Annotated in this window: 25 protein-coding genes; 16 read left to right on the plus strand and 9 right to left on the minus strand. The window is 64.2% G+C overall.

All coding sequences use genetic code 11. From position 1 onward, the window contains the following. Positions 1–283: 283 nt before the first annotated feature. A complete protein-coding gene (gene rhtA, locus LXM55_RS08330; RefSeq protein WP_233319961.1) occupies positions 284–1,171 on the plus strand; it encodes a threonine/homoserine exporter RhtA in 888 nt (295 codons plus the stop codon). A 158-nt stretch (positions 1,172–1,329) separates the two neighbouring features. Then, a complete protein-coding gene (locus LXM55_RS08335; protein ID WP_233319962.1) occupies positions 1,330–1,611 on the plus strand; it encodes a hypothetical protein in 282 nt (93 codons plus the stop codon). Positions 1,612–1,617: 6 nt separating this feature from the next. Here the strand turns inward: LXM55_RS08335 and LXM55_RS08340 are convergent, their stop codons facing one another. After that, a complete protein-coding gene (locus LXM55_RS08340; protein ID WP_233319963.1) occupies positions 1,618–2,187 on the minus strand; it encodes a TetR/AcrR family transcriptional regulator in 570 nt (189 codons plus the stop codon). A gap of 93 nt (positions 2,188–2,280) precedes the next feature. Between LXM55_RS08340 and LXM55_RS08345 the strand changes: the two genes are divergently transcribed. Together LXM55_RS08345 and LXM55_RS08350 are read left to right on the plus strand one after the other, a co-directional pair. Continuing rightward, positions 2,281–3,018 carry an SDR family oxidoreductase gene (locus LXM55_RS08345; RefSeq protein WP_233319964.1) on the plus strand — a complete coding sequence of 246 codons (738 nt, stop codon included), beginning with the start codon at positions 2,281–2,283 and terminating at the stop codon, positions 3,016–3,018. Positions 3,019–3,058: 40 nt separating this feature from the next. Further along, entirely contained in the window at positions 3,059–3,655 is a 597-nt protein-coding gene (locus tag LXM55_RS08350; protein WP_233319965.1) for a 2-hydroxychromene-2-carboxylate isomerase, read from the plus strand. Between the two features lie 79 nt (positions 3,656–3,734). Here LXM55_RS08350 and LXM55_RS08355 read toward each other — a convergent pair whose 3' ends face one another. From LXM55_RS08355 to LXM55_RS08370, 4 genes are all read right to left on the minus strand, one after another. Then, the gene (locus tag LXM55_RS08355) at positions 3,735–5,543 is read right to left on the minus strand and encodes an aminopeptidase P family protein (RefSeq protein ID WP_233319966.1); all 1,809 of its coding nucleotides are present in this window, start codon (positions 5,541–5,543) and stop codon (positions 3,735–3,737) included. A gap of 55 nt (positions 5,544–5,598) precedes the next feature. Next, positions 5,599–6,768, minus strand: coding sequence for a cysteine desulfurase family protein (locus LXM55_RS08360; RefSeq protein ID WP_233319967.1), 1,170 nt, complete (start codon positions 6,766–6,768; stop codon positions 5,599–5,601). 210 nt (positions 6,769–6,978) lie between these two features. Further along, positions 6,979–7,593 (minus strand): LysE family translocator, encoded by a 615-nt coding sequence (locus LXM55_RS08365; RefSeq protein ID WP_233319968.1) that lies wholly within the window; start codon positions 7,591–7,593, stop codon positions 6,979–6,981. A gap of 103 nt (positions 7,594–7,696) precedes the next feature. Beyond that, positions 7,697–7,957 carry a hypothetical protein gene (locus LXM55_RS08370; protein ID WP_233320500.1) on the minus strand — a complete coding sequence of 87 codons (261 nt, stop codon included), beginning with the start codon at positions 7,955–7,957 and terminating at the stop codon, positions 7,697–7,699. A 402-nt stretch (positions 7,958–8,359) separates the two neighbouring features. Between LXM55_RS08370 and msuE the strand changes: the two genes are divergently transcribed. The 4 genes from msuE (at position 8,360) to LXM55_RS08390 (ending at position 12,511) form a co-directional block, all read left to right on the plus strand. Next, positions 8,360–8,914, plus strand: coding sequence for an FMN reductase (gene msuE / locus LXM55_RS08375; RefSeq protein ID WP_233319969.1), 555 nt, complete (start codon positions 8,360–8,362; stop codon positions 8,912–8,914). A gap of 9 nt (positions 8,915–8,923) precedes the next feature. Then, on the plus strand, positions 8,924–10,063 hold the full coding sequence (ssuD, locus tag LXM55_RS08380) for an FMNH2-dependent alkanesulfonate monooxygenase (protein WP_233319970.1): 1,140 nt from the start codon (positions 8,924–8,926) through the stop codon (positions 10,061–10,063). Between the two features lie 135 nt (positions 10,064–10,198). After that, entirely contained in the window at positions 10,199–11,386 is a 1,188-nt protein-coding gene (locus tag LXM55_RS08385) for an acyl-CoA dehydrogenase family protein (protein WP_233319971.1), read from the plus strand. A 24-nt stretch (positions 11,387–11,410) separates the two neighbouring features. Further along, positions 11,411–12,511 carry a sigma-54 interaction domain-containing protein gene (locus tag LXM55_RS08390; RefSeq protein WP_233319972.1) on the plus strand — a complete coding sequence of 367 codons (1,101 nt, stop codon included), beginning with the start codon at positions 11,411–11,413 and terminating at the stop codon, positions 12,509–12,511. Here LXM55_RS08390 and LXM55_RS08395 read toward each other — a convergent pair. Further along, a complete protein-coding gene (locus LXM55_RS08395; RefSeq protein ID WP_233319973.1) occupies positions 12,508–12,873 on the minus strand; it encodes an antibiotic biosynthesis monooxygenase in 366 nt (121 codons plus the stop codon). The two genes, LXM55_RS08390 and LXM55_RS08395, sit on opposite strands and share 4 nt — an antisense overlap. 108 nt (positions 12,874–12,981) lie before the next feature. On the opposite strand from LXM55_RS08395, the gene soxR reads away from it, so the two are divergent. Beyond that, the gene (gene soxR, locus LXM55_RS08400; RefSeq protein ID WP_110724826.1) at positions 12,982–13,455 is read left to right on the plus strand and encodes a redox-sensitive transcriptional activator SoxR; all 474 of its coding nucleotides are present in this window, start codon (positions 12,982–12,984) and stop codon (positions 13,453–13,455) included. Between the two features lie 4 nt (positions 13,456–13,459). On the opposite strand, the gene LXM55_RS08405 is transcribed toward soxR, so the two are convergent. From LXM55_RS08405 to LXM55_RS08415, 3 genes are all read right to left on the minus strand, one after another. Continuing rightward, positions 13,460–14,230: a MetQ/NlpA family ABC transporter substrate-binding protein gene (locus tag LXM55_RS08405; RefSeq protein WP_233319974.1), complete on the minus strand. Its 771-nt coding sequence runs from the start codon at positions 14,228–14,230 to the stop codon at positions 13,460–13,462. Positions 14,231–14,312: 82 nt separating this feature from the next. Then, positions 14,313–14,978: a methionine ABC transporter permease gene (locus tag LXM55_RS08410; protein WP_233319975.1), complete on the minus strand. Its 666-nt coding sequence runs from the start codon at positions 14,976–14,978 to the stop codon at positions 14,313–14,315. 3 nt (positions 14,979–14,981) lie between these two features. After that, complete coding sequence (locus LXM55_RS08415) at positions 14,982–16,205, minus strand: SfnB family sulfur acquisition oxidoreductase (protein WP_233319976.1); 1,224 nt, start codon at positions 16,203–16,205, stop codon at positions 14,982–14,984. A 283-nt stretch (positions 16,206–16,488) separates the two neighbouring features. On the opposite strand from LXM55_RS08415, the gene LXM55_RS08420 reads away from it, so the two are divergent. The 7 genes from LXM55_RS08420 to LXM55_RS08450 all read left to right on the plus strand — a co-directional run bounded on the left by LXM55_RS08420 (position 16,489) and on the right by LXM55_RS08450 (position 21,629). Beyond that, complete coding sequence (locus LXM55_RS08420; protein ID WP_233319977.1) at positions 16,489–16,956, plus strand: VOC family protein; 468 nt, start codon at positions 16,489–16,491, stop codon at positions 16,954–16,956. 308 nt (positions 16,957–17,264) lie between these two features. Further along, positions 17,265–18,488: a PepSY-associated TM helix domain-containing protein gene (locus LXM55_RS08425; RefSeq protein WP_233319978.1), complete on the plus strand. Its 1,224-nt coding sequence runs from the start codon at positions 17,265–17,267 to the stop codon at positions 18,486–18,488. Further along, positions 18,485–19,027 (plus strand): thiamine pyrophosphate-binding protein, encoded by a 543-nt coding sequence (locus tag LXM55_RS08430; RefSeq protein WP_233319979.1) that lies wholly within the window; start codon positions 18,485–18,487, stop codon positions 19,025–19,027. Before LXM55_RS08425 ends, LXM55_RS08430 begins: the two co-directional genes overlap by 4 nt. Continuing rightward, complete coding sequence (locus tag LXM55_RS08435) at positions 19,024–19,362, plus strand: hypothetical protein (protein WP_060844243.1); 339 nt, start codon at positions 19,024–19,026, stop codon at positions 19,360–19,362. The genes LXM55_RS08430 and LXM55_RS08435 overlap by 4 nt, the downstream gene beginning before the upstream one ends. Beyond that, the gene (locus tag LXM55_RS08440; protein WP_233319980.1) at positions 19,359–19,931 is read left to right on the plus strand and encodes a DUF6162 family protein; all 573 of its coding nucleotides are present in this window, start codon (positions 19,359–19,361) and stop codon (positions 19,929–19,931) included. Before LXM55_RS08435 ends, LXM55_RS08440 begins: the two co-directional genes overlap by 4 nt. A gap of 28 nt (positions 19,932–19,959) precedes the next feature. Next, on the plus strand, positions 19,960–20,889 hold the full coding sequence (locus LXM55_RS08445) for a metal ABC transporter substrate-binding protein (protein ID WP_233319981.1): 930 nt from the start codon (positions 19,960–19,962) through the stop codon (positions 20,887–20,889). Continuing rightward, positions 20,886–21,629: a metal ABC transporter ATP-binding protein gene (locus LXM55_RS08450; RefSeq protein WP_233319982.1), complete on the plus strand. Its 744-nt coding sequence runs from the start codon at positions 20,886–20,888 to the stop codon at positions 21,627–21,629. Before LXM55_RS08445 ends, LXM55_RS08450 begins: the two co-directional genes overlap by 4 nt. The last annotated feature ends 3 nt before the right edge of the window (positions 21,630–21,632 follow it).

The raw sequence follows: 21,632 nt of genomic DNA on the forward strand, positions 1-21,632 counted from the left end.
GCTTCGATGAACTGAAGCGTAACCGCTGTCGAAAATCGTGTAACTCATTGAATCTCAAGGAGCTTTCCGTTTCGACTGCGCCGGAAGTGGGGCGAATTATAGGCCTGTAGAATCTGCCGTCAACCCTTAATTTGAATTTTCTATGATCCAACGCAAAACCACCCTCCACGGGCTTGTATATAGAAGCGCGAAAAAGACTATGTGCACTATATTGCTCATCCGCTATTAGTTGAGCATCATGCTCCAGGATCCACTCCCCCAAAAATTCTGGATGACCCTCTGCATGAACGACCAACCACGCAGCCTTGCCTCGACCTTGTTTCCGGTAGGGCTGCTGCTTATTGCCATGGCCTCGATTCAATCAGGAGCCTCGCTGGCCAAGAGCATGTTCCCTGTCGTTGGAGCACAGGGCACCACAACCCTTCGACTGATTTTTGCCAGCATCATCATGCTGCTTCTATTAAGGCCATGGCGCGCCAAGTTCACCACCAATACCCTGCGCACCGTGATCGTCTACGGAATGGCCTTGGGCGGCATGAACTTCCTCTTTTATATGTCCCTCAGAAGCGTCCCTCTGGGCATCGCCGTTGCCCTCGAATTCACCGGGCCACTGGCAGTGGCCATCTATGCATCGCGCAAGGCCATAGACTTCCTGTGGATCGCACTGGCCATCGTCGGCCTGCTGTTGCTTATTCCCACCGGAGCCACGGAAACAGCCATTGACCTGGTAGGTGCAGGCTACGCACTGGGCGCCGGAGTGTGCTGGGCGCTGTACATACTGTTCGGGCAGAAGGCCGGCGCCGAGAACGGGATTCAGACCGCCGCACTGGGGGTCATGATCGCAGCGCTGTTCGTTGCCCCCATCGGCATCGTGCACGCTGGTGCAGCGCTGCTTACGCCATCCCTGATCCCGGTCGCCCTGGGCGTCGCTGTATTGTCGACAGCCCTCCCCTATAGCCTGGAGATGGTTGCCCTGACCCGCATGCCGGCCCGTACCTTCGGCACCTTGATGAGTATCGAGCCTGCTTTCGGCGCCCTTTCCGGCCTGCTGTTCCTGCACGAATACCTGTCCCTGTCCCAATGGATGGCAATCGCCTGCATTATCCTGGCCTCAGTAGGCGCAACCATGACCATGCGCCGCGAGTCCAAACCGTTGGTTGCAGTTGATTGAGATTCAACTCTGGTAATTAGCGCTCAATTAGGCCATGTTTAGCCGGCTACTCAACGTCGCCCAGGGAGTTGCCGGACAGGGATATCGCACACGCAAAAGACGACAGGTAATGCAGTCACACCCGGACGTTAGATCCGGGGCTAGCGATAAGGACGGGGATGAAACGATTTTTGATACTGTTGGCCGTACTTGCCATTGCAGGCTGCGCGGCGACCGCGAAAACCGAAGTCAAACGGGGCAAGAAAGGACTCCACATCAACTGCTCGGGTTTATCTTCATCCTGGGAAAAGTGCTACACCAAGGCGACCGAGTCCTGCGGCCCCAAAGGCTACAAGGTCGTCGCCAAATCCGGTGATGCCGTGGAAGATCCGGGAGACTACCCCTTCGGTCTGAATCCTGCCGGCTACACCAGTCGCAGCATGATCGTCATCTGCAAATAGCGCGGGTCAACTTTCAGGCAGTTGCTCCAACTGCCCGATGATCTGTTCATGGCTGGCCGCCAGAACCTGATGCTGAATGCTCGGGTTCACCAGCATGCGCGCCACCACCAGCGCCCCGACACACTGCGACAGAATTGACCAGGCCAGGCTCTCGCTGCCCAGGGTTTGCGCCCAGGCCTGCTGCAAACGACAGATCCAGTCCTCCGCCTCCTGGCGCACCTCGAGGCTCCCCCGGGAAATCTCCGCCCCCAACGCCGGCAGCGCACAGCCTGCGCCTGGCTGCTGCACGTGCGCCACGCTCAGGTACTGCTTCAGGCAACGCCGCAATTTTTCCTGACTGTGCTGCCCCTCCCCGCCCAGGCGCTCCAGGCTCTGGCTCAATTCGCGCTCGACAATCGAGCTGAACAACTCGTCCTTGGACGTGAAGTGGCTATAGAACGCCCCGCCACTCAAGCCAATAGCCTTCATCAAGGCATCCACCCCCACGGTGGAAAAACCTTCGTTCTTGGCCTGTGCCGCGCTGCTTTGCAACAAGCGCTCACGGGTTTCCTGCTTATGACTGGCTGAATAACGCATTCCCTGGTGGGCTCCCAAACGCTCTTGACGATGGAAAAATCATAGCATAACGTTCGTTTAGTTAACGATCGTTTACCAAAGAGCGAACCTCCCATGACTGCAACCTCGAACAACAAAGTCGTACTGGTGGTCGGTGCCGGCGACGCTACCGGCGGCGCCATTGCCAAGCGTTTCGCCGCCGAAGGTTATATCGCCTGCGTGACCCGTCGCAGCGCGGACAAGCTGCAACCCCTGGTGGATGCCATCCAGCAGGACGGCGGCCAGGCCCACGGTTTTGCCTGCGACGCACGCAAAGAAGAGGAAGTGATCGCCCTGATCGAGCAGATCGAAAGCCAGGTCGGCCCGATCGAAGCGTTCGTCTTCAACATCGGCGCCAACGTGCCCTGCAGCATTCTTGAAGAAACCGCACGCAAGTATTTCAAGATCTGGGAAATGGCCTGCTTCTCGGGCTTTCTCAATGCCCGCGAGGTAGCCAGGCGCATGGCAACCCGCCAACGCGGCACCATCCTGTTCACCGGCGCCACTGCCGGGGTCCGTGGCGCCGCCGGTTTCGCCGCCTTCGCCGGAGCCAAGCACGGCATTCGTGCCCTGGCCCAGAGCATGGCCCGGGAGTTGGGGCCACTGAACATCCATGTCGCCCACATCATCGTCGACGGCGCCATCGACACCGATTTCATCCGCACCAGCTTTCCCGAGAAATACGCCCTCAAGGATCAGGACGGCATCCTCAATCCTGAGCACATCGCCGAAAACTACTGGTACCTGCACAGCCAGCCGCGGGACGCCTGGACCTTCGAGCTGGACCTGCGTCCGTGGAACGAACGCTGGTAAGCCCACCCCCAGCCATAACAACAAGCAAGGAATCTGAATCATGAGCAAAAAGGTGGAATTCTTCTTCGACCTGGGCAGCCCGACCTCGTACCTGGCCTACACCCAATTGCCGAAAATCTGCGCTCAAACCAACAGCCAACTGGTGTACCAACCCATGCTTCTGGGTGGGGTGTTCAAGAGCACCGGCAACGCCTCCCCCATCAGCGTTCCCGCCAAGGGCCGCTACATGCTCCAGGACCTGGCGCGCTTTGCCCGGCGCTATCAGGTCGAGCTCAATTTCAATCCGCACTTTCCCATCAACACCCTGCTGCTGATGCGCGCCACCACCGGGGTGCAGTTGCGCCTGCCGGAACGTTTCGTCGAGTTTCTCGACTGCCTGTTCCGCGCGCTCTGGGTCGACAAACGCAACCTCAACGACCCGGCCACCATCACCCAGGTCTTGGAGCAGGGAGGCTTCGATCCGCAGCAGATCCTCGACCTGAGCAATGACGAAGAGGTCAAGACCGCGCTCAAGAACAAGACTGAACAGGCCTTGCAAAAGGGCGTATTCGGCGCCCCCAGCCTGTTCGTGGGAGACGAGTTGTTTTTCGGTCAGGACCGCCTCGACTTCGTTCGCGAAGCCTTGAGCGCGCAATAACCGGCAACGCCCCTGGCAGCAAGCCGCCTGGCCAGGGGATCAAGCAACGTCACCCGCCTTGCGCGGGTGACGCCATTCCTCAGATCGCTGCGGTGCGAACCTGCAGCCACGCCAGGGCCTCGCCCTCGAGCAGCGGGCTGAGACGCTCACGCACCTCGGCGTGATAGCCGTTGAACCACTCGCGCTCCTCCTCGGTGAGCAAGGACGGCTCCAGGCAGCGGCTATCGATCGGGCACAGGGTCAGGGTTTCGAAATTCAGAAACTCGCCGAACTCGGTCTTGCCCGCCTCACGGTTCAGCGCCAGGTTCTCGATCCGCACACCCCAGCGGCCAGGACGGTAGGTCCCAGGTTCAATCGAGGTAATCATCCCCGGCTGCATCGCCGTTTGTGGCGCCGCCGCGGCCTGGTAGGCGATCACTTGCGGGCCTTCGTGAACGTTGAGGAAATAGCCGACGCCGTGCCCGGTGCCGTGACCATAATCCACGCCTTCGGCCCAGATCGGCGCCCGCGCGATGGCATCCAGCAATGGCGACAGAATGCCCCGCGGAAACTGCGCCCGGGACAAGGCAATGACGCCCTTGAGCACCCGAGTGCAATCGCGTTTCTGCTCGGCACTCGGCGTACCCACCGGCACCATGCGCGTGATATCGGTGGTGCCTCCCAGGTACTGGCCGCCGGAATCGATCAGCAGCAGGCCATCACCTTCGATCACCGCATGCTCTTCAGGCGTGGCGTGGTAATGGGGCATGGCGCCATTGGCGTTGAACGCAGCGATGGTATTGAAGCTCAGCGACACATACCCCGGACGCCGCTCACGCGCAGCCGTCAGGTGCTCATCGATGGTCAGTTCGGTGATGCGCTCACGGCCCAGGGCGCTGTCCAGCCAGGCAAAGAATTCGCAAAGCGCCGCGCCGTCCTGTTCCATCGCCTGGCGAATGTGCTCGGCGTCCGCCAGGCTCTTGCGCGACTTGGCCAGGGTGGTGGGGTTGAGCCCCTCCAGCAGGTTCACCGCGGGGTTCAGATGCTCCAGCAAGCCGGCGGTCACGCGCGCCGGGTCGATCAGCAGCGATGCGCCTTCCGGCACGGCTCGCAGGGCTGCGGTCACCTGCGAGTAGTCGCGCAGGCTGATACCGTCCACTTCCAGTTGCGCCCGCAATGCCTCATCGACCTTGCTCAAGGCCACGAACAAGGTGGCTTGCTGCTGGCTGATCAGGGCAAAGGAGACAAACACCGGGTTGAAGGACACGTCGGCGCCGCGCAGGTTGAACAGCCAGGCAATGTCGTCGAGGGTGGCGATGAAATGCCAGTCCGCGCTGCGCTCCTTGAGGGTTTCACGCAGCGTGGCGAGCTTCTCTACCCGGCTCAGGGTCGCCTGGGGTGGCAGGTGCTGATAGACCGGCTGATCCGGCAGCGATGGACGATCGCTCCAGGCTTGCTGGAGCAGGTCGATATCGGTACGCAGGCTGGCCCCACGCTCTTGCAGCTTGCCGCCCAGGGTACGGGCCGAGGCCAGTGCCATGACCGCGCCATCCACCGCCACCACCGCGCCTTGCGGGGTCTGCTCGGCCAACCAGTCCAGCGGCCCTGGCTGGCCCGGTTGCAACTTCACCAGTTCGATACCGCTGCCCTTGAGCTCCTTGGTGGCCTGCTCCCAATAACGGCTATCAGCCCAGACGCCGGCAAAATCCGCGGTCACGATCAGGGTGCCCACCGAACCATGGAACCCCGACAGCCATTGGCGGCCCTGCCAGTAGCCCGGCAGGTACTCGGACAGGTGCGGGTCGGCCGAAGGCACCAGCAAGGCATGAATGCCTTCGCGGCTCATCAATTGACGGACATGCGCCAAACGCTGGGGGACCACTCCATGGGTCGAAGGCTGGGTACTCATTGTGTCTCCTTAACCGGCTTAATCATTGTTATGGAAGATCGAAATCACTCGACCCTCAAGGTTGTGTTGTGGCCCAGAATGCGGGGGCCGTGGCGGTCGACGCCTTGATCAGCTGAGCCGCGCGGTCCACGTCCTCTTCGCGGGTGAAGCGCCCGAGGCTCAGGCGGATGGTGCGGGCGGCCAGCCCGGCATCATGCCCCAGCGCCAGCAAGACATGGGAAGGCGCATTGCTCGCCGAGTTGCAGGCCGAGGTTGCAGAAAACGCCAGCGCCGCGCCAAGCGCCGCGCCATCGAAACCACCCTCGGTGAAGGTCAGGCTCAGGGTGTGGGGAATGCGCTGGGTAACACTGCCATTCAAGCGCAGGCCGGTAATGCCCGCCAGTTGCTCCAACAGCCGCGCGCGCAGGCGGGCGATGGTCGCGGTTTCAGCCTCGAACAGCTCGCCGGCCAGGGCAAAGGCCGCGCCCATGGCGGCGATCTGGTGGGTGGCCAGGGTCCCGGAACGCAACCCACGCTCATGGCCGCCGCCGTGAATCTGCGCCTGCAAGCGCTGCTGCGCCCGCGGCCCTACATAGAGCGCGCCAATGCCCTTGGGGCCATACAGCTTGTGGGCAGAAAAAGACATCAGGTCCACCGGCCACTGCGCCAGATCGATGGCCACCTTGCCCACGCCCTGGGCGGCATCCACGTGCAGCAGGGCACCGTGTTCACGCACCGCTTGAGCGATCGCCGGAATATCGTTGAGGGTGCCCAGTTCGTTGTTCACCAGCATCAACGACACCAGAAAGGTGTCCTCGCGCAGGGCTTCGCGGACCGCCCGCGCGCTGATCAGGCCATCGGCATCCGGCGCCAGGTAGGTCACTGCCACCCCGGCCGCTTGCAGGTGCCGGGCGGTATCGAGCACCGCCTTGTGTTCGATCTGGCTGGTGATGATGTGCCCGCCGCCCACAGCCCGGGCCTGCATCACGCCCTTGAGGGCCAGGTTGTTGGATTCGGTGGCGCCCGAGGTCCAGACAATCTGCTCGGGCAGCGCGCCAACCAACTGCGCCACTTGCCGTCGGGCGCCTTCTACGTAGCCACGCGCTTCCTGGCCGAAGGCATGAGAGCTGGACGCCGGATTACCAAAATGGGCATCGAAACCCAAACACTCCAGCATCACCTGGATGACCCGCTCATCCACCGGCGTGGTGGCGGCGTAGTCGAAATAAAGAGGACGCTTGTTCATGACTGAAAACCCGCAGAGCTTGTTCCAGGATCGGCATGAGCTAGCGAACAGGCAACGCAGCAACGCGCCATACATAGGCGGCGCGGCAACTGCTGGCCTTGAGCAATACCCGATCGGATGCAGTTAAAGAAAAACATCTTCGTTTAAAAGTGCGTAGGAACGCTCCTGCATCGCAGCTTACAGGCTCGGGGCACGGCCATGAAGCGCCGTTCAACCCATCTTTTCGAACAACAGCGGCGCCAGGGAAAGCACCAGCAAGGCGGCCATCAGCAGATTGAACAGACGCAACCAGCGCGGGTTGCGCAACACATTGCGCAGCAGGCTGCCGCACGCGGCCCAGAGACTCACCGTCGGCGCATTGATCAGCGCGAACACCGCGGCAATCACCAGCACATTGGTGAAATAGCCCTGCAACGGGGTGTAGGTACTGATGGCGCCCACCGCCATGACCCAGGCCTTGGGGTTGACCCACTGGAACGCCGCGGCGCCCCAATAGCCCAGCGGTCGGCCATGGTGCTGCGATTCATCGGACAGCGGCCCGGAGCGGGCAATCTTCCAGGCCAGGTACAACAGGTACGCCGCGCCGACGTAGCGCAGCACGCTGTACAACAGCGGATAGGCCTCGAACACCGCCCCCAGGCCCAGGCCGACCGCCAGCACCAGCACAAAGAAACCGCAGCTGATGCCAAGGATATGGGGAATCGAACGGTTGAAACCGAAGTTCACCCCCGATGCCAGCAGCATGGTGTTGTTGGGGCCGGGGGTAATGGACGTGACCAGGGCAAACAGGGCGAAAGCCAACAGCAGGTCGGGGGAAAGGCTCATGGGGGCAAGGTCCGCAGGCAGGTCGATCAGGCTTCGACCCTAACCCAGCCTCTGGCTGAAACCCACGGACAGTTGCTGAAAACTTGGACCGGTACAGTTTCAATCAACCCGCAGGTTGATGGCGACTGATATTGCGCTGCGCGCTCATTTCACCCTGGCTGTCGAAGGTCGCCGGCTGGCCGAGCAACTCAGCCTTTTTCTGCTGGTATTCGTCGAACGACAGGCCACGGCGGTTCAACGCTTCCATCGCCAGCTCCCGGCTTTCCTGCGCGGTGTACGGTCGCAGTTCCGGTGCGCCGGGGCTGGCACAGCCGGCCAGCACACTGGAAAGCAACAACAGCAAGACAGCAGAGAAAGCCTTCATGGCGAACACCTGGGGCGGGTTGCGAACGATGGACACAGGCTACTCGCGCGCCATCAGCGGCAAAAATCACCCAGCTCGATAGTGGCTATCGATTATTCGACAACCACGAGGCAAGGCGCCTTTCATATTCCATAACGACCTATAAATATGGAAACAAGCTCTTTTGAGGAATAACAACAAGCCTTTATAACAGTCCCATCCCGCCGCTCAACTGTTGCCAGAGCAACTGTTGGCCAGGCAACAGCCGATCAACAAAACAGTGGGTGAGCAACAGCACCCGGCGCCCCTCGGATCAGCGCCAGGCCCCGTGGCACAAGGGTTCAAGACGCTTGGTACAGCTCTTGCTCCCCGACCAGGCACCAGCCACTGCTCACTGAGCCACTGTTTAAAAAGGAACTGATCATGTCTCGCCCCTTGAACGTCGTAGCCCTCTCCGGTGGAACCTGGCGCCCCTCCCGCACCCTGGTACTGACCCAGGCCCTGCTGGCTGAACTGTCCGGGCACCTGTCCTTCAACAGCCACCTGATCGAACTGGGGGATATCGCCCGCCCCGTCGGCGCCGCCCTGTCCCGCCAGGAACTGCCGGCCGAAGTCGAGGCCGAGCTGCAGGCCATCGAGAACGCCGACCTGCTGATCGTCGCCGCCCCGGTGTATCGCGGCTCCTACCCCGGCCTGCTCAAGCACCTGTTCGACCTCAATGCACTGATCGACACCCCGGTGCTGCTGGCCGCCACCGGCGGCAGCGAGCGCCATGCCCTGGTCCTGGATCACCAGCTACGCCCGCTGTTCAGCTTCTTCCAGGCCCTGACCCTGCCAATCGGCGTGTACGCCACCGAAGCCGACTTCAGCGACTACCAGATCACCAGCGACCTGCTCAGGGCGCGTATCCAACTGGCCGCCGAACGGGCCGCACCGCTGTTTGGCGCGCAACCGACCCACCTGCTGAAAATCGCCTGAGGAACTGTCATGGATGTGTTCTGGTTTCTTCCGACCCACGGCGATGGCCACTTCCTCGGCACCGCCCAGGGCGCGCGCCCGGTCACCCTCAACTACCTCAAGCAAGTGGCCCAGGCCGCGGACAGCCTGGGCTACCATGGCGTGCTGATTCCCACCGGGCGCTCCTGCGAGGACTCCTGGGTCATCGCCTCGGCCCTGGTGCCCCTGACCGAACGCCTGCGCTACCTGGTGGCGATCCGTCCAGGAATCATCTCCCCCACCGTCTCGGCGCGCATGGCCGCCACCCTGGACCGGCTGTCCAACGGGCGCCTGCTGATCAACGTGGTGACCGGCGGCGACCCGGACGAAAACCGTGGCGACGGCAGCTTCCTCAGCCACAGCGAACGCTACGAAGTCACCGACGAATTCCTGCAGATCTGGCGCCGGGTGCTGCAAGGTGAAGCCGTGGATTTCGAAGGCAAGCACCTGCACGTACAGAACGCCAAGGCGCTCTACCCACCGGTGCAGAAACCCTACCCGCCGCTGTACTTCGGCGGCTCCTCCGAGGCTGCCCATGAACTGGCGGCGGACCAGGTGGACGTCTACCTGACCTGGGGCGAACCGCCAGCGGCCGTGGCGCAAAAGCTCGCCGACGTGCGTGAACGCGCAGCGCGCAAGGGCCGCACGGTGAAGTTCGGCATCCGCCTGCACGTGATCGTGCGCGAGACCGAGGAAGAAGCCTGGAACGCCGCGGACAAGCTGATCGAACACATCAGCGACGAGACCATCGCCGCGGCCCAGCAATCCTTCGCGCGCTTCGACTCCGAAGGCCAGCGGCGCATGGCCGCGCTGCACGGCGGGCGCCGAGACCAGTTGCAGATCGCGCCCAACCTCTGGGCCGGCGTCGGCCTGGTGCGTGGCGGCGCCGGCACCGCCCTGGTGGGCAACCCGCAGCAAGTGGCCGAGCGCATCAAGGAGTACGCCGAGCTGGGGATCGAGAGCTTCATTTTCTCCGGCTATCCGCACCTGGAAGAAGCCTATCGTTTCGCCGAGCTGGTGTTCCCGCTGCTGCCGGAACCCTATGCCAGCCTGGCTGGCCGTGGCGTCACCAACCTCACCGGGCCGTTCGGCGAAATGATCGCCAACGACGTGCTGCCCAACCGCTCCTGAAACTCCCCAAGCTGTTGCAGGAGCCGGCTTGCCGACGAACGCGCCGTTGCGGCCCGCCTCGCTGGTAAGCCAGTTCCCGCGACAGGTGCCCCCTTTTCCGGGCCGCCGCAAACGGCCCCCCACGAGGAACACCGCGTGACTGCCAAACCGCAAAGCGCCCTGTTGTCCCCCCTGCAGACCGCCCGCCAGCTGGCCGCCGAGTTTGCCCTGAGCGCCGTCGAACGCGACGAGCGCGGCGGCACCCCCAAGGCCGAGCGCGATGCCCTGCGCCACAGCGGCCTGCTGGCGCTGAGCATTCCCAGCCAGTTCGGCGGCCTCGGCGCGCCCTGGAGCGACACCCTGAACATCGTCCGCGAGTTCGCCCGGGTCGACAGCTCCATCGCCCACGTCTTCGGCTTCCACCACCTGATGCTGGCCACCGTGCGCCTGTTCGCCAAGCCCGAGCAGTGGCAGCCCTGGTTCGAACAGACCGCACGCAAGAACTGGTTCTGGGGCAACGCCCTGAACCCGCTGGACACCCGCACCGTGGTCCGGAACCTCGGCGGTTGGCGCGAGTTTTCCGGCAAGAAGTCCTTCTGCTCCGGCGCCAGCGACTCGGAAATGCTCATCGCCTCGGCGGTGGACGAAAACAACGGCGGCAAGTTGCTGATCGCCGCGATCCCCAGCGGCCGCAGCGGCATCACCCTGCACAACGACTGGAACAACATCGGCCAGCGCCAGACCGACAGCGGCAGCGCAACCTTCGAACGGGTCAGGGTTGAAGAGTCGGAACTGCTGCTGGACCCAGGTCCCTTGAGCACACCGTTCGCCTGCCTGCGCCCACTGATCGCCCAGCTGACCTTCACCCACATGTTCCTCGGCATCGCTGAAGGCGCCTTCGAGGAAGCCCGGCAATACACCCTGGGCGAAACCCGGGTCTGGCACAAATCCAGCGCCCAGGACGTGCGCCAGGACCCTTACATACTCAGCCACTACGGCGAGTTCTGGGTGGCCCTGGAAGGCATCCGCCTGCTGGTGGAACGAGCCGCCGCGCTGCTGGACCAGGCCTGGGCCAAGGGCCCGGCCCTCAGCGCCGAGGAACGCGGGCACCTGGCCACGGCCATCGCCACCGCCAAGGTCGCCGCCAGCCGCCAGGGCCTGGAGCTGTGCAGCCGGCTGTTCGAAGTGACCGGCGCGCGCTCGACCCACGCCTCTCTGGGCCTGGACCGGCACTGGCGCAACCTGCGCACCCAGACCCTGCACGACCCGCTGGACTACAAGCTTCACGAGCTGGGCGACTGGGCGCTGAACCAGTCCCTGCCAACCCCGACCTTCTACTCCTAGCCTTACTGTTCACGGAGAGTGCCGATGCAGCTTCTGACCCTACCGCCTTCGCCCGCCCTGGCGACCTCGATCCGCGCCACCGCCCAGGTGTTCGAGGACCCGAAATCCCAGGCCCTGCTGGCGCACCTGCAACAGGTGGCACCGAGTGAAGCCAGCGTGCTGATCATCGGTGAAACCGGGACCGGCAAGGAGCTGGTGGCGCGCCATATCCACAACCTCAGTGCCCGACGCAACCGGCCGTTCGTCGCGGTGAACTGCGGCGCCTTCTCCGAATCGCTGGTGGAAGCGGAACTGTTCGGCCATGAAAAAGGCGCCTTTACCGGCGCCCTCAGCGCCAAGGCCGGCTGGTTTGAAGAGGCCGACGGCGGCACGCTGTTCCTCGACGAAATCGGCGACCTGCCCATGGCCATCCAGGTCAAGTTGCTGCGGGTGCTGCAGGAACGGGAAGTGGTACGCCTGGGCTCGCGCAAAAGCATCCCCATCGACGTGCGCGTGCTGGCGGCCACCAACGTCCAACTGGAAAAGGCCATCAACGCCGGGCATTTTCGCGAGGACCTGTATTACCGCCTGGACGTGGTCAGCCTGGAACTGAGCCCGCTGCGCGAACGCCCCGGCGACATCCTGCCGCTGACCCGGCACTTCATCGAGGCCTACAGCCAGCGCCTGGGCTACGGCAGCATCAGCATCAGCCCGGAGGCCGAGCACAAGCTCAAGAGTTACAGCTGGCCGGGCAACATCCGCGAGCTGGAAAACGTCATCCACCACACCCTGCTGATCTGCCGCAACGGGGTGATCCAGCGCGACGACCTGCGCCTGTCGAACATGCGCATCGAACGCGCCGACGACAGCCACCCGAGCCACGACGATTCCGCCGAAGCGCTGCTGCAACGGGCCTTTGAAAAGCTCTTCGCCGAGCAGGCCGGGGCCCTGCACGAACAAGTCGAGGATGCCTTGCTGCGCGCGGCCTATCGTTTCAGCCACTACAACCAGGTGCACACTGCCAACCTGCTGGGCCTGAGCCGCAACGTCACCCGCACCCGGCTGATCAAGATCGGCGAACTGGCGGTGAACAAGCGGCGCCCTGTCGACGCGCCCAACGAGCGCAGCCTGCAACTGTCGATCTAGCCCAACAAGTGGCACTGCAAGGCATTGTCGTGACTGCGGGCGATGCTGCTGAGCACCTGGAACGAGCCGAAGGTCACGGTCTTGGCCCGGTGCGCCAGGATCAGTTGCCAGAAATCCTGCTCGCCGCTCTCGAAGCGCTGGAAGGCCGCCTCGCCGGCTTCCCGGGATTGCCATTGCAGGTAATTGAGCACCCGGCGGCCGTCGTCGCTGGCCTGCACGCTGGCACTCAAAAAGCCGCCATGCCCCTGGGCCAGACGTTCCGTCTGCTCGGCCAAGGCCGACACCAAGGCCTGCTGCTGGTGCGGTTCGATCTCGAATTCGATCAATTGGGTGAAACTGCGGTTTCTCTCAAAAGCGCTCATGAACTACTCCCTACGGCGGTCAGACAGCATCTTGCGATTGAATGCGCTGCAGGGTAAAACCTCTACTTAAGTCAAGGTCAAGCCCGTTTTTCATCCCGGTACCCATCCATGATCGAACCTGATGCCCTGCACAAAGAACTGACGGTGGGCCAACTGTCGGCCCGCAGCGGCGTAGCCGTCACCGCGCTGCACTTCTATGAAAGCAAAGGCCTGATCAAGAGCAACCGCAACGCCGGCAACCAACGGCGCTACCCGCGTTCGGTGCTGCGTCGCGTGTCGCTGATCAAGGTCGCCCAGCGCCTGGGCATCCCTTTGGCGGAAATTGGCCAGGCCCTGGCCAGCCTGCCCGCCGACCGCGCGCCCAGCGCGGCGGACTGGCAACGCCTGTCGGAACAGTGGAGCCGCGAACTGGACGAACGCATCCGCCAACTGAGCCTGCTGCGCGAACGCCTGAACCAGTGCATTGGTTGCGGCTGCCTGTCCATGGAAGGTTGCCCGTTGCGCAACCAGGGGGACGTGCTGGGTGAAGCCGGTCCGGGCGCCCGCCTGCTGGCGCCCGACGCCCCCACCGACGCGCCGTAGGCGGTCAGAAACCGGGGGCGATCTGGCCCTTGTAGCGGGTCAGGATGAATTGACGCACGGCGTCGGAGTTCAACGCCTTGGCCAGTTTCTGGATCCGCGGGTCGTTGAGGTTGTCCGGCCGCGCCACCAGGAATTCGATGTACAGGTCCTTGCCCTTCTCCACGATCAGCGCGCTGTTGGTGTCGATCCCGGCTTCCAGGGCGTAGTTGGCGAAGACGAACGCCAGGTCCACCTGGCTCACCGAACGGGCCAGCAAGGCACCTTCCAGCTCACGGATCTTCAGGTGCTTGGGGTTGTCGACGATGTCGCGCTGGGTGGCCAGGGTGTTGCTCGGGTCCTTGAGCTTGATCAACCCCGCCTCGTGCAGCAGCACCAGGGCGCGGCCGGTGTTCACCGGGTCGTTGGGAATCGACACGCTGGCGCCGTCCTTGAGTTCGGCGAGGTTGTGGATCTTGGTGGAATAGGCGCCGAACGGCTCGATGTGCACACCCACCACCGGCACCAGGTCGGTGTGCCGGGTCTTGTTGAAGTCATCGAGGAAGGGGCGGTACTGATAGTAGTTGGCGTCGAGGTTCTTCAACGCCAGTTGCTGGTTGGGCTGGATGAAGTCGGTGAACACCTTGATCTGCAGGTCCACGCCTTCCTTGGCCAGTTGCGGTTTGACGAATTCGAGGATCTCGGCGTGGGGCACCGGGGTCGCGCCCACCAGCAGTTTGTCGTTGGCGTTAACGCTCAGCGACAGCACGGCGGCCAATATGGCCAGGGTCTTTTTCATGGTTTGCTCCTAAGGCAGAGGCAGGCGGCCGTCGTGGGGCGCACGTGGGGCCGTGTTTTGGGTTGGGTTCAAAGCAATCGACTCAACGTCGGCTGTAGTGCGCCACCAGGCGGTCGCCGGTCATCTGCAGGCCCTGCACCAGCACCAACAGCAGCACCACGGTGACCACCATCACATCGGTCTGGAACCGCTGGTAGCCGTAACGGATCGCCAGGTCGCCGAGGCCGCCGCCACCGATCACCCCGGCCATGGCGGTGTAGTCCACCAGCACGATGGCGGTCACCGTGACCGCCGCCAGCAGGCCGCCCCGGGCTTCCGGCAACAAGGTATGGCGAATGATCTGCCAGGTACTGCCGCCCATGGCCTGGGTGGCTTCCACCACCCCGCGGTCCACTTCCCGCAGGGCGGTTTCCACCAGCCGGGCAAAGAACGGCGTGCAGCCCACCACCAGCGGCGGGATGGTCCCCGGCACGCCGAGGGAGGTGCCCACCAGCAGCGTGGTCAGGGGAATCAGCACGATCAGCAAGATGATGAAGGGCAACGAACGCAGCATGTTGACCAGCACCGACAACACCCGATACAGGCCCACGGCCTCGTGCAACTGGCGCTTGCCGGTGAGAAACAGCAGCACGCCCAACGGCAGCCCCAGCAGCACGGTAAACCCCAGCGCCGCGCCAAGCATGCTCAGGGTATCGAGGCAGGCCTGGGCGATATCGGCCCAGTAGATATTCTTGAAGAGCTCGGCCATGGCTCAGGACCAGTCATGACGCGGTGGCTTGATGCCGTTGAGCAACCAGTTGCCCACCACGTGGTATTTCCAGCGCACCGGGTCGTGCAGCGTGTGGACCCGGGCATTGCGCCAGTGGCGGTCGAAATTGTGCCGCTTGAGGGTGGAACGGGTGCCCCCCAGTTCGAACAGCTTGTTGCTGGCCTCGAGGGCGATTTCGGTGGTCAGCACCTTGGCCTTGGCCACCGCCAGGGACACCTGGGCCACATTGTCTTCGTCCGGCGCCGGGCGGGCGGCGTCCAGGGCCAGGCCGGCCCGCTCCAGCAGCGCCTCGGCGGCTTCCAGGCGAATCTCCAGGGCCCCCACCTGAATGATGGTCAGCGGGTCTTCACTGGCCTTTTCCACTCCCGAATCGATCCACGGCCGGGCGTGCTCACGCACGAAAGCAAGGGTGTCGCGCAGCGCCGCCCGGGCGATCCCGGCGTCGATGGCGGCCGTGGTCAGTTGGGCGAAGGGCCCGGCCAGGGTCGGGCTTTCGTAGGAGCGGTAAGTGGGGAACAGATTGAAGGCCGGCACCTGGAGCTCCTGCGCCAGCACCGTGCCGCTGGAGGTGGTGCGCTGGCCGATGCTGTCCCAGTCATCGACCACCGCCAGCCCCGCGCTGCCCCGGGGCACGAAGGCCAGCTGGCCCCGGCCCTGCTCGTCCAGGGCCAGCACCGCCAGCCAGTGGGCATACAACGAACCGGTGCAGTAGCCCTTGCGGCCGTTGATCACATAAGCGTCACCGCTGCGGCGCACAGTGGCCTGGATGTCCTGCACGTTCTTGCCGCCGGTTTCCGACAGCGCATTGGCAAAGCGATGGCCTTGCAGGGCCAGGGCGAAAAAGTGCGCCTGCTGCTCCTGCGTGCCCTGCAGGCGGATGTCTTCCAGCAGGCAGTAGTGGTTCTGCGGGATCTGCCCCAGGGAAGGGTCGGCGGCGGAAATGATCGCGATCACCTCGGCCAGCACCGCATAGGACACCTCGGCGCCGCCGAATTCGCGAGGCACGCTGATGCCCCATAGACCGCTGTTGGAATACAGGTCGAGCACCTGCGCCGGTACTTCCCGGGTGCGGTCGCGCTCGGCGTCCTGTTCCAGCAGGACAGCCGCCACTTGCCGGGCCACGGCCAGGGCTTCGGCGCCATCGCGGATCACATGGGCGGCAGGGGTGTGCAGGGGATAAAAGGCGGATTCAGGCAAAGAAGGCATACAGCGCTCTCGGGCGGATGAAGGTTCCAGGCAAACATTGCAGCTTCTGTGCCGAAAGATCAGGCCTGTGAATTCAAGGGTTTACCGGCCGTTCCGGGGGGTTGCCCAGCGGGCCGCCAGACAAATTGCTGAAGGGCTGTTGTTGGGCCAACAGTGAGTCGCTGTTGCCTGGACGACACCTCGTCGGTCCATACCAGTGCCGGGGATGCCCGGGTATAGAGTGAAACCTGCTCGATCCGGCGACGGACCGGTTTGCCCAAGACAACATCAAGGAGAACCCCAGATGAGCGTCAAACCCATTCCCGAAGGCTTCAGCGGCGTCACGCCCTACCTGGGCATCAAGCGCGCCGCCGAGGCCATTGAGTTCTACAAGCAGGCCTTCGGTGCGGAGGAATGCATGCGCCTGGACATGCCCGACGGCAGCGTCGGCCATGCCGAACTGCGCATCGGCGGTTCGGCCATCATGCTCGGCAGCCCCTGCGAACAAACCCCGATGAGCAGCCCGGACACCCACAAGACCTCGGTCGGGCTGCACCTGTATGTGGAAGACGTCGATCGCAGCTTCGCCCGAGCGATTGCCGCCGGCGGCACCGAGGTGTCGGCGGTCAAGGACCAGTTCTACGGCGACCGCAGCGGCAGCCTGCGTGACCCGTTCGGCCATGTGTGGTTCCTGGCCAGCCGCAAGGAAACACTAAGTACCGAGGAAATCGCTCGGCGGGCGCGGGAAATGTTCCAGCAACAGGCCGGCTGAACCCTCTAGCCACCCAAGGCCTGTAGGAGCCGGCTTGCCGGCGAAGGCGCCCTCGTGGCCCGTTCGCGGACAAGCCCGCTCCTACGGGGCCAAGGGCATTGGCCAAACCGGTAAAACAGCGGCTTTCACGAGGTTTTCCCAGCTTCGTAACATTTACTTTCATATCGCCTTTCAGGATTCACGATTCTCATTCGTCTTAATTAGATGCAGCAGGCCGCGTTGGCCACGGCTATGCCCCGGGTGTTTTGCCCCAGGGCCGGCCGAAGGTTCCAGTGCCGCTCCACTCCTCGAATCAAGACGCCCATTCAATGTCGAAGAAGTCCCGTTCAAAAATCTGGTTTCTGGTGCACAGCTGGCTGGCCCTGCCCATCTGGTTCTTCGTGCTGATCGTCTGTGTCACCGGCACCCTGGCGGTGGTCAGCCAGGAGATCGTGTGGCTGGCCAACCCCGACGTGCGCGCCAGCAAGCCCAGCGATGACGCGCAAGCGCTGAACTACGACCAGATCGTGGCGGCCATCAAGCGCGCCGAACCGCAGACCCGGGTGGACACCATCGTCACCCCGGACGAAAGCCATTTCGCCCTGAGTGTCAGCGTCAGCTACCCGGACGGGCGCTCGCCAACGCTCTACGTCAACCCCTATACCGGAGCCATCCAGGGCACCAGCCCACCGTTCGACTTCCAGGCGTTCACCCGCGCCCTGCATGGCTGGTGGCTGGTGCCCTTCACCAACGGCTACAGCTGGGGCTGGTACCTGGTGTCGTTCCTCGGCCTGCCGATGCTGGTCTCGCTGATCACCGGGCTGGTGGTCTACAAGAAGTTCTGGAAAGGCTTTCTCAAGCCCACCCTGCGCCTGCGCCATGGCGCGCGGATCTTCTGGGGCGATTTCCATCGCCTGAGCGGCATCTGGTCGATCTGGTTCATTGCGGTGATCTCCATCACCGGCACCTGGTTCCTGATCCAGGCCGTGCTCGCCGACAACCACATCAGCCTCTCCAGCGAAACCATCGTCCCGGTGATCGCCCGGGAACAGGTGCCGGCCACCGCCGATGGCAGCCCGGCCCCGATGATCGGCCTGGACCAGGCCATCGGCATCGCCACCCAGAAGATCCCCGGCTTCGACATCAGCTTCGTCAGCCTGCCCGGCAACGCCTACAGCCACCTGTACGTGGGCGGTCGTGGCTGGTACCCGCTGATGTACCAGACCGCCAACATCAACCCCTACAACGGCTCCCTGGACTCCGCGCACTTGCTGGCCGACCGCACGCCCCTGGAATTCGTCACCGAATCCATGCGCCCACTGCACACCGGGGACTTCGGCGGCATCTGGATCAAGCTGATCTGGTTCTTCTTCGGCCTGGTGCTGAGCATGATGGTCCTCAGCGGCCTGCTGATCTGGACCAAGCGCACCGCCCTGGCCACCGCCAACGCCCTCAAGCGCGAGGCCAAGAGCGCCCGTGCACGCCCCGCCGCTAAACCCATCCCCACGCCCACTCCGGCGCTGAGCGCCGAAACCTCGGAGAGCCCCCTGTGAGTCAGACCCGCACCGCCACCCCGGCTTCGGGCCTGAGCCGGCTTTGGCACCAATGGCGCTTTCACCTGAACATCCTGCTGTTGCTGATCCCCCTGGGCTTCATGCCCAAGTACCTGGCCGATGCCTCGTTGTTTCGCGGCGACAGCGGCCTGGGGGAACGGGAGATCGGTGAAATCCAGGTCGGGCCCTGGAGCCTGCGCCTGGCCGAGATGCGCGACGAAGCGCCCCGCAACGACGGCCCCGCCGGCTACATGAAGAGCTTCAACGCCGCCCTCTGCGATGCCTGCATCGAACCGGTCAAGGCCACCTACCTGCGCATCGGCAAGCCCCGCAGCCTGCGGGCCGCCGGGGTGATCTTCTTCGGCAGCCCGTACCGCATGGGCGCCAGCCTGCCCGTTGCGCAAAAGACCAAGGCCGATTCAGAGCTGTGGATCACCATGGAAGGCTGGGACGGCAGCATGCACCAGGCATCCATTCCCCTGAGCCAGGCCTCGCCCGCCACCGTGGCCTGGCTCGAAAAACAAGGAGGCACACGATGACCCGCGCAGTACCCCCCCGGCGCCTCGGCGCCCTGGCCCTGTTGCTGCTGGCCGGCGCCTTCAGCCACAGCGCCCTGGCCCATAACCCGATGTGCGAATGCAAGGCCATCGACGCCGAGCAGATCCGCTGCACCGGCGGTTTTTCCGACGGCAGCGGCGCGCCGGGCGTGACCCTGGACGTGATCGGCTACGACGAAACCATCCTCGTGCCGGGCAAGCTCGGCAGCGACTCGACCCTGACCTTCAAGAAGCCCTCCAGCGAGTTCTACGTGCTGTTCGATGCAGGCCCCGGCCACGTGGTCGAGATCGACCAAGCGGATATCGAGGCCCCATGAACCCAGCCACCACCCACGTCGTGCGCCCCGCCGGCGCCGGCCACGAAACCCTCTATGTGCTGTTGCTGTGCGCGCTGATTCTCGGCGTGGCCGCCACGGTGGTGCTGTGGCGCGGCGAAACCACCGAGACCCACAGCGTCGCCAGCCACCAGCTGGACGCCCGCCGCGACCTCAGCGCCGGCGAGCAAGGGATCTATGCCGACCTGCGGGTGACCCTCGACGAAATCCACCTGCTGCGCGCCGAACACCAGAGCCTGCCGACGCCCGAGGAACTGGCCGCGGAAGGCTTCGCCCCCTTCGCCCAGGACGCCAGTTCGGTCAGCCGTGGCGGCCACGCCTGGCAATTGCACGAACAGGCCTACCTGGGCCTGAGCCAGGCCCCGCAAGTGGCCGGCTCCTTCCTGATGCGCCTGGACGCCGAAGATCAGGGCAACGTGGCGATCTGGCTCAACCGCCAGCCTTCGGTCGCGGTGCCCGACGAACTCAGCGACGCCAGGCTGGCCGCCGCCGGCTGGCAACAGGTGGTCGCGCAATTCGATGCCGGAGTGACCCGCCAGCATCGCCACTGAACCCATTCCGAGAGAAGAACGCTTGCCCATGCCCATTTCATCGCAACGCCGCCCCTTTCTGCGGGGGCTGCTGATCAGCCTGCTGGCCCTGACGCTCAGCCCGCTGGTCAGCGCCGACCCGGCCAAACGCCTGCGCATCGGCATCACCCTGCACCCTTACTACAGCTACGTGGCGAACATCGTCGGCGACAAGGCCGAGGTGGTGCCGCTGATTCCCGCCGGTTTCAACCCCCACGCCTACGAGCCTCGGGCCGAGGACATCAAGCGCATCGGCGGCCTGGACGTGATCGTCCTCAATGGCGTGGGCCACGATGACTTCGCCGACCGCATGATCGCCGCCAGCGAGCGCCCGGACATCCCGCTGATCGAAGCCAACGAGAACGTGCCGCTGCTGGCCGCCACCGGGGTCGCCGCCCGTGGCGCCGGCAAGGTGGTCAACCCGCACACCTTCCTCTCCATCAGTGCTTCCATCGCCCAGGTCAACAACATCGCCCGCGAGCTGGGCAAGCTGGACCCGGCCAACGCCAAGACCTACACCCAGAACGCCCGGGCCTACGGCAAGCGCCTGCGCCAGTTGCGCGCCGACGCCCTGGCCAAGCTGACCCAGGCGCCCAACGCCGACCTGCGAGTGGCCACGGTGCACGCCGCCTACGACTACCTGCTGCGCGAGTTCGGCCTGCAAGTCACCGCGGTGGTGGAACCGGCCCACGGCATCGAGCCCAGCCCCAGCCAGTTGAAGAAGACCATCGACCAACTGCGCGAGCTGGACGTCAAGGTGATCTTCTCGGAGATGGACTTCCCCTCCACCTACGTCGAAACCATCCAGCGCGAATCCGGGGTCAAGCTCTACCCGCTGTCGCACATTTCCTACGGCGACTACAGCGCCGACAAGTACGAGAAGGAAATGCAGGGCAACCTCGACACCGTGGTACGGGCCATCCAGGAGGCCGGCGCATGACCGCCATCGAAACCCTGCTGCGCGGTCCGGCCGTCGAGTTCGACCAGGTCGGGCTGACCCTGGGCCGCACCACCATCCTCGACCGCGTGACCTTCCAGGTGCAGCCCGGCAGCGTGCACGCACTGGTGGGCCCCAACGGCGGCGGCAAGAGTTCGCTGATCAAGACCCTGCTGGGGCAAATGCCGCACCAGGGCCAGTTGCGCCTGCAATGGCCCGGTGCTCCCGGCACCATCGGCTACGTGCCCCAGGCCCTGGAGTTCGACCGTGGCCTGCCGATGACCGTCGACGACTTCATGGCCGCCATGTGCCAGCGCCGCCCGGCCTTCCTCGGCCTCAGCCGGCACTACGCCCAGGCGATTGGCGAGGCCCTGGAACGGGTCGGCATGCAGGACAAGCGCAAGCGGCGCATGGGCGCGCTGTCCGGCGGTGAACGCCAGCGGGTACTGCTGGCCCAGGGCCTGATTCCGGCCCCGCAACTGCTGGTACTGGACGAACCGATGTCGGCCCTGGACGAGGCCGGGATCCAGGTCTTCGAGCGCCTGCTCCACGACTGGCGCCAGAGCGGCATCACCCTGCTGTGGATCGAGCACGACCTGGAAGCCGTGGGCCGCCTGGCGGACCGGGTCACCGGCCTCAACCGCCGGGTGCTGTTCGACGGCCCGGCGCAACAGACCCTGACCCCGGAGCGCCTGCTCAGCCTGTTCTCCACCCATCCACGTGCCGGCGCTGCCGTTGTCTGAGGA

Source organism: Pseudomonas sp. Au-Pse12 (genome assembly GCF_021341665.1).
GTDB lineage: Bacteria > Pseudomonadota > Gammaproteobacteria > Pseudomonadales > Pseudomonadaceae > Aquipseudomonas.